General features: G+C 69.5%; 9 protein-coding genes. 2 read left to right on the plus strand and 7 right to left on the minus strand.

What is annotated here, in order from left to right; all coding sequences use genetic code 11:
- Nucleotides 1–9 precede the first annotated feature (9 nt).
- The 6 genes from RAC69_RS15765 to RAC69_RS15790 form a co-directional block, all read right to left on the minus strand.
- Complete coding sequence (locus RAC69_RS15765) at nt 10–2256, minus strand: glycoside hydrolase family 3 N-terminal domain-containing protein (protein WP_375087662.1); 2247 nt, start codon at nt 2254–2256, stop codon at nt 10–12.
- Nucleotides 2256–3350, minus strand: a complete 1095-nt coding sequence (locus RAC69_RS15770; protein ID WP_375087663.1) for an ABC transporter permease — start codon at nt 3348–3350, stop codon at nt 2256–2258. Before RAC69_RS15770 ends, RAC69_RS15765 begins: the two co-directional genes overlap by 1 nt.
- 1 nt (nt 3351) lies before the next feature.
- On the minus strand, nt 3352–4452 hold the full coding sequence (locus tag RAC69_RS15775) for an ABC transporter permease (RefSeq protein WP_375087664.1): 1101 nt from the start codon (nt 4450–4452) through the stop codon (nt 3352–3354).
- Nucleotides 4449–5270, minus strand: coding sequence for an ABC transporter ATP-binding protein (locus RAC69_RS15780; RefSeq protein WP_375087665.1), 822 nt, complete (start codon nt 5268–5270; stop codon nt 4449–4451). Before RAC69_RS15780 ends, RAC69_RS15775 begins: the two co-directional genes overlap by 4 nt.
- Nucleotides 5267–6091, minus strand: a complete 825-nt coding sequence (locus RAC69_RS15785) for an ABC transporter ATP-binding protein (protein ID WP_375087666.1) — start codon at nt 6089–6091, stop codon at nt 5267–5269. The genes RAC69_RS15780 and RAC69_RS15785 overlap by 4 nt, the downstream gene beginning before the upstream one ends.
- Nucleotides 6092–6245: 154 nt before the next feature.
- Nucleotides 6246–7910: an ABC transporter substrate-binding protein gene (locus tag RAC69_RS15790; protein WP_375087667.1), complete on the minus strand. Its 1665-nt coding sequence runs from the start codon at nt 7908–7910 to the stop codon at nt 6246–6248.
- Between the two features lie 152 nt (nt 7911–8062).
- Between RAC69_RS15790 and RAC69_RS15795 the strand changes: the two genes are divergently transcribed.
- Both RAC69_RS15795 and RAC69_RS15800 read left to right on the plus strand, forming a co-directional pair.
- On the plus strand, nt 8063–8707 hold the full coding sequence (locus tag RAC69_RS15795) for a TetR/AcrR family transcriptional regulator (protein WP_375087668.1): 645 nt from the start codon (nt 8063–8065) through the stop codon (nt 8705–8707).
- 23 nt (nt 8708–8730) lie between these two features.
- Nucleotides 8731–9945 (plus strand): amidohydrolase, encoded by a 1215-nt coding sequence (locus tag RAC69_RS15800; RefSeq protein ID WP_375087669.1) that lies wholly within the window; start codon nt 8731–8733, stop codon nt 9943–9945.
- 104 nt (nt 9946–10049) lie between these two features.
- Here RAC69_RS15800 and moaA read toward each other — a convergent pair whose 3' ends face one another.
- Complete coding sequence (gene moaA, locus RAC69_RS15805; protein ID WP_375087670.1) at nt 10050–11129, minus strand: GTP 3',8-cyclase MoaA; 1080 nt, start codon at nt 11127–11129, stop codon at nt 10050–10052.
- Nucleotides 11130–11298: the final 169 nt, after the last annotated feature.

Consider the following 11298-nt stretch of genomic DNA (forward strand, 5'->3'; position numbering starts at 1 on the left):
GGCCGCGCGCTACACCACCGTGAACGACGCGGACAGCAGCGACTGCTCGCGCGAACTCGGTCCGACGAGCAGGGCGAACTCCCCCGGCTCCACGAGGCGCACACCGGCCGCGTCGACGATCGAGCACTCGACCACGGGCAGGTCGACCCGCACGACGCGGCTCTCCCCCGGCGCGAGGTCCACCTGCCGGTAGGCCTTGAGCTCGCGGTCGGTCCAGCTGACGCTCGTCACGACGTCGCGCACGTACACCTGCACGGTCTCGCGCACCGGACGCGATCCGGTGTTCGTCACGGTGACCTCCGCCACCACGGTGTCGCCGAGCGCGAGCGACCCCTCCGACACCACGAGATCGGAGTACGCCACGGTCGAGTACGACAGTCCCTCGCCGAACGCCCAGGCGGGCGACTGCGTGAGGTCGGCGTACCGGTCGCCGTGCTGCCCGCGGATCTGGTTGTAGTACGTCGGCTGCTGTCCCACGTGACGCGCGAACGAGATCGGCAGGCGCCCCGACGGCTCCACGGCTCCCGTGACGATCTCGGCGAGCGCCCTGCCACCCTGCATGCCGGGATTCGCCGCCCAGATGACGGCTGCGGCCTGCGAGACGGATGCCGGGAGCACGAGCGGTTTCGACGCCAACAGCACGACGACGACGGGCTTCCCGGTCGCGATCAGCGCGTCGAGCAGGGCGTTCTGCCCGCCGATCAGCTCGAGCGTCGCGGTCGAGCGGCCCTCTCCCACGAGCTCGATGCGGTCTCCCACGACGGCGACGACGACATCGGATGCCGAGGCTGCGGCGACCGCCTCGGCGATCAGCGCCTCGTCGGGCACGGCGGGCACGACGACCGGAGGGCGCGGCTGCCCGTCGGGGAACGTCGACCCGCGGGGGTCCTCCTCGAGCGTGAGGATGTCGGCGCCGCGTGCGTGCGTCACGGTCCAGCCCTCGACGCCGGAGAGGCCGTCGAGCACCGTGGTGATCATGTCGCGGGGCTGGCCGTCGAGCCATCCTGCCTGGCCGGATCCTCCCGCCCAGTCGCCGAGCTGCGTCTGCGCGTCGTCGGCGAGCGGACCGACCACCGCCACCGACAGCGGGGCGGTGGGCGAGAGCGGCAGTGTGCCGTCGTTCTCGAGCAGCACGAGCGAGCGGCGGGCGATCTCGAGGTTGAGGTCGGCGTGCGCGGGGCTGCCGACGACGGCATCCCGTCCGTCCCGGGGGAGTCGCGGGTCCTCGAACAGGCCGAGCTCGAACTTGAGCGTGAGGATGCGGGTGACCGCGGTGTCGAAGTCACTGGACGACAGCATCCCTCGGGCGACCGCGTCGAGCGCCCCCTCGAAGAACCTCGGCGTCGTCATGACCATGTCGTTGCCGGCCTTCACCGCCGCGGCGGCGGCGTGCGTGTAGTCGGGCTGCACCTGCTGCTCCCACACCATGCGGCCGACGTTGTCCCAGTCGGTGATGAGGGTGCCGGTGTACCCCCACTCGCCGCGCAGCACGTCGCTGAGCAGCCAGTCGTTGACGGTGATCGGCACGCCGTCGGTGGTCTGGTAGCCGAGCATGAAGGTGCGGCATCCCTCGCGCGCGACGCGCTCGAACGGCGGAAGGAACCACGAGCGCAGCTTGCGCCGCGAGATGTCGGCCTCGCTCGCGTCGCGTCCGCCCTGCGTCTCGGAGTATCCGGCGAAGTGCTTGGCGGTCGCGAGGATCGCGGTCGGGTCGTCGAGACCGTCGCCCTGGTACCCCCGCACCATGGCCGAGGCGAGCTCGCCGATGAGGAACGGGTCCTCTCCGAACGTCTCGTCCACGCGACCCCAGCGCAGATCGCGGGCGATGCACAGCACCGGCGAGAAGGTCCAGTGGATGCCGGTCGCGGCGACCTCGACCGCGGTGGCGCGAGCCACTCTCTCGACGAGCTCGGCGTCCCACGACGCCGCCATCCCCAGCTGGGTCGGGTAGATCGTGGCGCCCGGCCAGAACGAGTGCCCGTGGATGCAGTCCTCGCCGACGAGCAGCGGGATGCGCAGCCGCGTCTGCGCCGTCAGCTCGTTCGCGCGGATCAGCCGCTCGGGCGAGGTGTGCAGGATCGACCCGACATGACGACGCAGGACGTGGTCGTCGAGATCGTCGCGGGCGTCGAGCTGCAGCATCTGCCCGACCTTCTCCTCGACCGTCATGCGGTCGAGGAGATCGGCGACGCGGGCGGCGATGGGCAGTTCGGGGTCGAGGTAGGGCAGGGATTCGGTCAGGGTGGGAGAGGTCATCACTTCGCGTTCTCGGTGTGCGGGTCGTTCGGGGCGAGCGGGGCGGACGCCGGGGTCGGGATGCTGCGCACCGCCGTCACCGGGTCGTTCACGTTCAAGCCCTTCTTCTTCATGGCTCGGGCCCGCTCGCCCGCGGAGCGCAGTCGCGGGTTGACGTACTCGTCGATGCCGAAGTTGATGAGCGAGAGCGCGACGCCGATGATCGCGATGCAGAGTCCGGCCGGCACGTACCACCACCACAGCCGCGGGAAGGCGCCGTTCTGCTGCGCCCAGAAGAGGATCGTGCCCCAGTTGAGGTTGCTCACGGGGATCACGCCGATGAAGGCGAGCGTGGTGAGGCCGAGGATCGCGGCGGTCACGGTGCCGACGAAGCTCGACGCGATGAGCGCCATGAGGTTCGGCAGCATCTCGACCGTGATGATGCGCCGCAGCGGCTCGCCGTTCGCACGGGCCGCTTGGATGAAGTCCCGGTTGCGCAGCGACATGGTCTGCGCGCGCAGCACGCGCGCGCCCCATGCCCAGCCGGTGAGCCCGAGCACGGCGGCGATCACGATGAGCGGCGGGTTCTCGAACTGCGACGCGACGATGATGATCAGCGGGATGCCGGGGATCACGAGGAACACGTTGGTCAGCGCCGACAGCGACTCGCTCTTCCACCCGCGCACGTATCCGGCGATCACGCCGATCGTGATGGCGATGAGGGTCGCGATGATCGCCGACAGGAAGCCGACCACGACCACGCCGCGGGTGCCGAAGATGATCTGGCTGAGCACGTCCTCTCCCATGTGGGTGGTGCCGAGCCAGTGCTCGAACGAGGGCGGCTGGCGCAGAGCCGTGCGGTCCTTCTGCGTCGCTCCGTACGGCGCGATGAGCGGAGCGAAGATCGCCACGAGCACGAACACCCCGAGGATGATCAGGCCGGCGATCGACTTGCGGTTGCGGAACATCGCGAACGCCTGCGCCAACTGCGACCAGAACGTCTTGCGCGGGGGCTGGTCGGCGCCGGCCGTGCGGAAGGTCGCCGTCTCCGGCATCCCGGTGGCGAGGGCGCTGCCGTCGGGTGCGGTGGTGTCCGACTGGGTGGGGACGCTCATGTCAGGCCTCCGTCTGGCGCGTGCGCGGGTCGAGGTATGCGTAGACGATGTCGGCGAGGATGTTGGCGATCAGCACCGACAGGGTGATCACGAGGAACACGCCCTGCATGAGAGCGAAGTCCTTCGCGTTGGTGGCGTCGAGCAGCAGCTTGCCGACGCCGGGGTAGCTGAACACCATCTCCATGACGATGGTGCCGCCGACGATGAAGCCGATCGACAGCGCGAAGCTCTGGATCTGCGGCAGCACCGCGTTGCGGGCGGCGTAGGCCCACAGCACCCGGCGGTTCGGCATGCCCTTGGCCTGCGCGACGGTGATGTAGTCCTCGTCGAGCACGGTCAGCATCATGTTGCGCATGCCCAGCATCCAGCCGCCGAGCGAGGCGATGATGATCGTGACCGCGGGCAGCGTGCCGTGCGCGATGACCTGGCCGATGAAGTCGAGGCTCCACTCCGGCGACTGCCCCTTGTCGTAGGCGTGCGACGACGGGAACCACTTCAGGGTCGACGAGAACACCGCGATCGCGATGAGACCGAGCCAGAAGTACGGGATGGTGTTGAAGAACGTCGTGATCGGGATGAGGGCGTCGAGCCGGCTCCCCCGCTTCCATCCGACGATCGCGCCGCCTACCGTGCCCAGCGCGAACGAGATGATCGTCGCGAGGCCGACGAGGCCGAGGGTCCACGGCAGCGCGGCACCGAGCACCTCGGCCACGGGCCGCAGGCCGTGCAGCGTCGAGATGCCGAGGTCGCCGCGGAGCAGGGTGGCCCAGTACTCGACGTACTGCTGCCACAGCGACTTGTCGGAGTCGATGCCGAGCAGGATGCGGAGGGATTCCGCCGCCTCGGGACTGACGTTGCGGTTGCGGGCGAGGTACGAGCTGACCGCGTCGCCCTTCATGAACCGCGGCAGGAAGAAGTTGATCGTGATGGCCGCCCACAGGGTGAACAGGTAGAAGCCCGCGCGCCCCACGAAGAAGCGCCACGGCACGATCTTGCGGCCCTTCCGGGCGGCGGTCGCCGTGGTGCCGACCTCCAGCGCGTCCGGCCTGCCGTCCTCGGGATTCACCCCGGTCTGCCCGAGCTCGGGCGATGCGGTGGTCACTGGGCTCCTCCTGGGTTGCCGACGCCGTGGTGTCCGGCCGAGGCGAAGTGCTTCTCGGGATCGGGCGATGCCGCCCGCAGCTCGCGGGTGTACGGGTCCTGCGGGTCGAGGATGACGTCGTCGGCGTCGCCGTACTCGACGACGCGACCCTGGTTAAGCACCATGATCTCGTCGCTGAAGTGACGGGCCGTCGCGAGGTCGTGCGTGATGTACAGCACCCCGAGCCCCTCCTCGCGCTGCAGGTCGGCGAGCAGCGTGAGCACCCCGAGGCGGATCGACACGTCGAGCATCGACACGGGCTCGTCGGCGACGAGCAGTGTCGGGCGGGATGCCAGGGCGCGCGCGATCGCGACCCGCTGACGCTGACCGCCGGACAGCTCGTGCGGACGGCGGTCGATCACGGCATCCGCGTCGAGGCGCACGCGCTCGAGGAGGCGGCGCACCTCGGTCTCGGTCTCCTTCTTCGGCACGACGTCGTCGAGGCGGATCGGGCGCTCCAGGTGGTACCGGATGGAGTGGTACGGGTTGAGCGAGGCGAACGGATCCTGGAAGACCATGCGCAGCTGCTGACGGTAGGCGCGCAGGCCCTTGCCGCGTCGCGGGATCGGCTTGCCGTCGAGGCGCACCTCTCCGCTGGTCGGCGTCTCGAGCTGGGTGAGGATCTTCGCGATCGTCGACTTGCCGCTGCCCGACTGCCCGACGAGTCCGATCGTGCGGCCGGAGGTGAGGGTGAAGCTGACGTCGTCGAGGGCCCTGAGCTGCCCGGCTCCCCGGACGTTGTAGACCTTCGTGACGTTCGCGAATTCGAGGGTGGTCATCGCGTCAGCACTCCTCTCTCGCCCGTCAGCCGCGGGAACGACGACAGCAGCGTCCTCGTGTACTCGTGCTGCGGGTCGGTCCAGATCTGCTCGGCCGGCGCCAGCTCGACGATCTCGCCCGCCCGCATGATCGCGATGCGGTCGCTGATCTCCAGCAGCAACGGCAGGTCGTGGGTGATGAAGATGACCGAGAAGCCGAACTCGTGCCGCAGCTGCGAGATCTGCTTGAGGATCTCCCGCTGCACGAGCACGTCGAGCGCGGTGGTCGGCTCGTCCATGACCATGAGCTGCGGACGCAGCGCGAGCGCCATCGCGATCATCACGCGCTGCCGCATGCCGCCCGACAGCTCATGCGGGAACGAGGAGATGCGCTGACGGCCGACCTTGACGATCTCGAGCAGGTCCTCGGCCTCTGCGCGCCGCTGGCGCCTGGTCATGTCGGGGCGATGGATCTCGAAGACGTCCTCGAGCTGCGATCCGATCGTCGCCACGGGATTCAGGGCGTTCATCGCGCCCTGGAACACCATCGACACCTTGTCCCAGCGGAAACGCTGCATCGCCTCGACGTCGAGCGCGTTCACGTCGACGTCGACCCCGGATGCATCGTGGAACGTCACGCTGCCTCCGGCGATCACGGCCGGTGCCCGCAGCAGACGCTGCACGCCGTACGCGAGGGTGGTCTTGCCGCATCCGCTCTCTCCGGCGAGGCCGAGGATCTCGCCGCGCTGCAGTTCGAGCGTGACGTTCCTCACCGCCTCGACGGGTGGATCGACGTCGTACACGACCGAGAAGTCGCGCACGCTGAGCAGGGGTTCTGACATGAGTGGTGTCCTTCGTCGGGTGCTGAACACCCGGTCGTTGAGCGAGCGGAGCGAGACGAGACGCGCTGCGCCTGCGTGCGACGTTCCGCTCCGGGACGGACGCGTTTCGTCTCGGTCCTTCGGTCCTCGCTCAACGACCGGGTGAGGCTGCTTCTTACTCGGCCGGCTTCAGCTTCGTGAGGATCTGCACGATGTTCTGCTGCGTCGGGTCGGCCGACGCGTACGGGTCCTCCTCCGAGGGCCACCCCACGTAGTTGCGGGTGTTGAACTCGCCGAGCAGCGGGTGGGCTCCGAGCGGGATCGCCGGCACCTGTGCGACGAACGTCTTCTGCAGGATGTCGAGGGCGGCGGTGCGCTCCTCGTCGGACGACGCGTTGGCGTAGGCGTTCAGCGCCTCGGTCGCGGCGGGGTCGTCGAAGCGGCCGAAGTTGAAGCCGGCGACGCCCTCGGGCGAGATCCAGCGCGGGTCCATGGTCGACGTGTAGAGGCCGTAGGCCGTGCCGCTGTCCTCCAGCCAGTGGATGATGGCCGAGAACGTGCCGTTGTCGCGCGGGTCGGCCCAGCCGCCCCAGTCGGGCATGTCGATCTTGACCTCGGCGCCGATGCCCTCCTTGACGTCCTCGGCGATGAGCTCCTGGGCGGTGTTCCAGTCGCTCCAGCCGGAGGGCACGGAGAGGGTGAACGAGACGGGGGTGCCGTCGGGGTCGATCAGCGCGTCGTCCTTCCACGTGTAGCCGGCGGACTCGAGCAGATCGCGCGCCTTCTCGGCATCCACCGAGTAGTCCTGGCCCTGGAACTCCGGCTGGATCTCGTCGTCGAGGATCGACGACAGACCGGTGACCGACCACACGGGCTCGCTCGCACCCTCGCGGGCGATGTCGACGTAGGCGTCGCGGTCGATGACCCAGGCGAGCGCCTGGCGGAAGACGACGTCGTCGAACGGCTTCTGCTGCAGGTTCATGAACAGGGTCGCGGAACCCGTCGTCGGGGCCGCCCAGAACTTGTTGTGCTCCGGGTCGGCGTCGAGGAACTGCTCCTGGATCTGCGGGATGAACGCCTGCGCCCAATCGGCCTCGCCCTGCGACAGCGCGGTCGTCAGCGCCGTGTTGTCGCCGTACGAGACGTAGTGCAGCTCGGGCACGGCCAGGTCGCCGCCCCAGTAGTCGTCGCGAGCCTCGAGGGTGACCGACTCGGTCGACCAGTTCGAGAGCGCGTAGGGTCCGGTGCCGACCAGGTCGTCGCCCTTGACGGGGTCGGTGGCCGGGTCGTCGAGGTTCTCCCAGATGTGCTTGGGCACGATCGGCACGTGCAGAACGCGCGCCTGGTTCACGAACTTCGACTCGCCGAAGGTGAGGGTCACGGCGTCTCCGTCGACGGTGGCGCTCTCGAATTTTAGGCCGGCGGTGTCGAGCGCGGGCGTCGAGACGAGCTCGTAGGTGTAGACGATGTCGTCGGCGGTGAAGGGCTCGCCGTCGCTCCAGGTGACGTCCTTGCGGGGGACGACGGTCAGCGCGGTGTAGTCGTCGTTCCACTCGATGCTCTCGGCGAGCCAGGGGGTGACGCCGCGGTCGCCGGTCTGGTTGACGAGGCCGAGGGTCTCGAAGATGACCTTGCCGTAGCCGTACTTCGACGCCGACGAGTCGCCGACGAAGGGGTTGTTCGACTCGGTGGTGATCGCGCCGTCGGGCTTCGCGATCGTGAGGGCGGCGCCGCCGTCGGAGCCGTCGCCGGACCCTCCGTCCGACGAGCATCCTGCGAGGACCGTGGCGCCGAGGGCGCCGACCGCGAGCGCGGCGATGAGGGACTTTCTGAGCTTCATTGCTTCTCCTTGGGCACGGGTCGTTGTGCTGTGGGCGACGGATGCTCGGGCATCCGCTCCTGTTTTGCTTACTGGCGAGAAAGTAAGCTGGTGCGAGGTTACTCGTTAGTAAGTAAGGTTGGCAAGTAGGGTCGTGCACGAGAGGAGGAGCCATGCCGAAGGATGCCGTCGCGAAAGCGCCCGTTCGCCCTGCCACGCGTGAGAAGCGCGAGCAGATCCTCAAGGCCGCCGTCGAGATCTTCGGCAACAAGGGCTCCACGAACGGCACCCTCGCCGACGTCGCCGAGCAGGTCGGCATCACGCATGCCGGAGTGCTCCACCACTTCGGATCGAAGCAGAAGCTGCTGCTCGAGGTGCTCGCCTACCGCGACCAGGCCGACGTGCAGAACCTCGCCGAGAAGCACATCCCGGGCGGACCCGAGCTCTTCCTGCACCTCGTGCGCACGGCCATCGCCAACGAGCGCCGACCCGGAATCGTGCAGGCGTACACCGTGCTCTCGTCGGAGTCGGTCACCGACAACCATCCGGGACGCGAGTACTTCGAGGAGCGCTACACCACGCTCCGCCGCGAGGTCACCGAGGCGTTCCGCGAACTGTGCGCCCAGGAGGGCGTGACCGAGCCCGACACGATCGCGACGGCGGCCGCCAGCATCCTCGCCGTCATGGACGGACTGCAGCTGCAGTGGCTCCTCCACCGCGACGTGTTCGACCTGGGCGAGGCGAGCGAGTTCGCGATCCGCGCGATCGTGAACGGCGTGCTGCATCCCGGCCCGTCGCTCTCCTCGTACCGGCACTGACCCGCGCGAGTAGGCTCGGGGCCATGACGATCGACCTCGAAGCGCTCTACATCGACCTGCACCAGCATCCCGAGCTCTCGTTCCAGGAGACGCGCACGGCCGGCATCGCCGCCGCCCATCTGCGCGACCTCGGACTCGACGTGCAGGAGGGCGTGGGCATCACCGGGGTGATCGGAGTGCTCGAGAACGGCGACGGCCCGGTCGTGTGGGCCCGAGCCGACATGGACGCCCTCCCCGTCGGTGAGGAGACCGGCCTCGCCTACGCCAGCACCGCGACCGGCATCGACCCCGCCGGCAACACCGTGCCCGTCATGCACGCGTGCGGCCACGACATGCACGTGACCGCGATGATCGGCGCCGTCGAGCGCCTCGTCGCCGACCGCGCCGACTGGTCCGGCACGCTCGTCGTGATCATCCAGCCCGCCGAGGAGTACGGCGCCGGTGCGCGCGCGATGCTCGACGACGGCATCCTCGACCGCCTCCCCCGCCCCGATGTGGTGCTCGGCCAGCACGTGACGCCGCTGCCGGCCGGAACGATCGGCGTGCGCCCGGGCACGCAGATGGCGGCATCCGATGGACTCACCGTCACCCTGCACGGGCGCGGCGGGCACGGCTCCCGCCCCCACTCCACCATCGACCCCGTCGTCATGGCGGCGGCCACGGTCATGCGGCTGCAGACGATCGCGTCGCGCGAGGTCGACCCGCGCGACGTCGCGGTCGTGACGGTCGGATCGATCCACGCGGGACTGAAGAACAACATCATCCCGGCCGAGGCGAAGCTCGAACTGAGCCTGCGCTACCCCACCGACGAGATGCGCGACAAGGTGCTGGCGAGCGTCGAGCGCATCGTGCGCGCCGAGGCCGCGGCCTCCGGAGCCGAGCGCGAGCCCGAGATCCGCACCGACCACACCCTGCCGCCGACCATCAACGACGCCGAGGCGACCGCCCGCGTCACATCCGCTCTGCAGAAGGCGCTCGGCGAGACTGCCGTCATCGACCCTGGCATGTTCACCGGCAGCGAGGACGTGTCGTGGTTCGCCCGCGACTCGGGCGCGCCGCTCGTGTTCTGGTTCTGGGGCGGCGTCGACCCGGTGGCGTTCCAGACCGCGATGGCCGCCGGCACGCTCGACAGGGACATCCCCACCAACCACTCGCCGTTCTTCGCTCCCGAGATCCACCCGACCATCGAGGTCGGCGTCACGGCGCTGTCGGCCGCCGCCCGGGAGTTCCTGGGCTGACGGGGCCCGTCACTTCTGCGGCCATCGTCGACTTCTGCGGCCAAGGGGCGCAGCCGAGACCGCAGAACGTGACGATGGCCGCAGGAGTTGACGCGCCGCGCCGGTCAGCCGCCGATGGCGTTCATGCCGCGCGCCGGCTGCAGGAACGACGGGTCGTCGATCGCATGACCGGGCAGCTTGCCGTGCACGCAGGATCGCAGCAGGTCGGCGATCGCATCGGCGCGGACGGCGGTGGTGGATGCCGACTCCTGCCGCAGCACAGCCGCGAGGTCGTACTCGGAGTTCGAGAACAGGCAGTTGCGGAACTGCCCGTCGGCGGTGAGCCGCAGCCGGTCGCACGCGCCGCAGAACGGGGCGGTCACCGAGGCGATCACACCCACCTCGTGCGGTCCGTCGTCGATGCGCCACTTCTCGGCGGGCGCTCCCCCTCGGCCGGGCACGGGGTCGAGCCGCCACCGCGTGCCGAGCGCGCCGAGGATCTCTTCGCGGGTCACCATCGAGGCGCGGTCCCAGGTGTGTCCGGCATCCAACGGCATCTGCTCGATGAACCGCAACTGGGCGCCCACGTCCATCGCGAACTGCACGAGGTCGACGAGCTCGTCGTCGTTCACGCCGCGCATCGCGACGGCGTTCAGCTTGAGCGGGCGGAGTTCGGATGCCGCGGCCGCGGCGATCCCCTCCAGGACGTCGCCGAGGCGGTCACGGCGGGTCAGGTCGGCGAACTTCTGTCGGTCGACCGTGTCGATGCTGATGTTGAGCCGCGTGAGCCCCGCGTCGATGAGGTCAGGCAGCTTGGCCGCGAGCGTGATGCCGTTCGTCGTCATGGCGACCTCGACGGGACCGTCCGGACCCTCGATCCGCGCGACCCGCCGCACCACGTCGACGATGTCGGGACGGAGCAGCGGCTCGCCACCGGTGAGACGGAACGTGCGGATGCCGAGGCTCGCCGCCACCTCGGCGACCTCGACGATCTCGTCGGTCGACAGGATGCTGGAGCGCGCGAGCCACTCGTTACCCTGCTCGGGCATGCAGTAGGTGCAGCGCAGCGAGCAGCGGTCGGTCAGCGAGACGCGCAGGTCGCGGTGGACGCGACCGTGGGTGTCGACGAGGCGGTCGCCCATGGCCGCGAGCGCAGCGTCGGAAGCGGTCGTCCGCCGCCCGATCGCGACGGGTACGGCCGTCATCGCCTCTCCCCGTTCCCCGCCATGGTTCGAGACTAGCCCGGGCAGGCACGGTCGGGGTCGTTCCGGTGCGCGACCTGCGCGACCCACCGCCTTTCCACGCGCGTTCTGCGCGAGACCTCACCGCGACCCACTTCCCCCGCGGCCCACCCCTTCCGCGAACCACCCCTTT

Source organism: Microbacterium sp. LS_15, from assembly GCF_041954735.1.
Classification (GTDB): domain Bacteria; phylum Actinomycetota; class Actinomycetes; order Actinomycetales; family Microbacteriaceae; genus Microbacterium.

What these genes read in the sequence shown, in the direction of transcription:
- RAC69_RS15765 (WP_375087662.1), bottom strand. Translation starts at nt 2,256, where the DNA reads ATGACCTCTCCCACCCTGACCGAATCCCTGCCCTACCTCGACCCCGAA.
- RAC69_RS15770 (WP_375087663.1), bottom strand. Translation starts at nt 3,350, where the DNA reads ATGAGCGTCCCCACCCAGTCGGACACCACCGCACCCGACGGCAGCGCC.
- RAC69_RS15780 (WP_375087665.1), bottom strand. Translation starts at nt 5,270, where the DNA reads ATGACCACCCTCGAATTCGCGAACGTCACGAAGGTCTACAACGTCCGG.
- RAC69_RS15785 (WP_375087666.1), bottom strand. Translation starts at nt 6,091, where the DNA reads ATGTCAGAACCCCTGCTCAGCGTGCGCGACTTCTCGGTCGTGTACGAC.
- RAC69_RS15790 (WP_375087667.1), bottom strand. Translation starts at nt 7,910, where the DNA reads ATGAAGCTCAGAAAGTCCCTCATCGCCGCGCTCGCGGTCGGCGCCCTC.
- RAC69_RS15795 (WP_375087668.1), top strand. Translation starts at nt 8,063, where the DNA reads ATGCCGAAGGATGCCGTCGCGAAAGCGCCCGTTCGCCCTGCCACGCGT.
- RAC69_RS15800 (WP_375087669.1), top strand. Translation starts at nt 8,731, where the DNA reads ATGACGATCGACCTCGAAGCGCTCTACATCGACCTGCACCAGCATCCC.
- moaA (WP_375087670.1), bottom strand. Translation starts at nt 11,129, where the DNA reads ATGACGGCCGTACCCGTCGCGATCGGGCGGCGGACGACCGCTTCCGAC.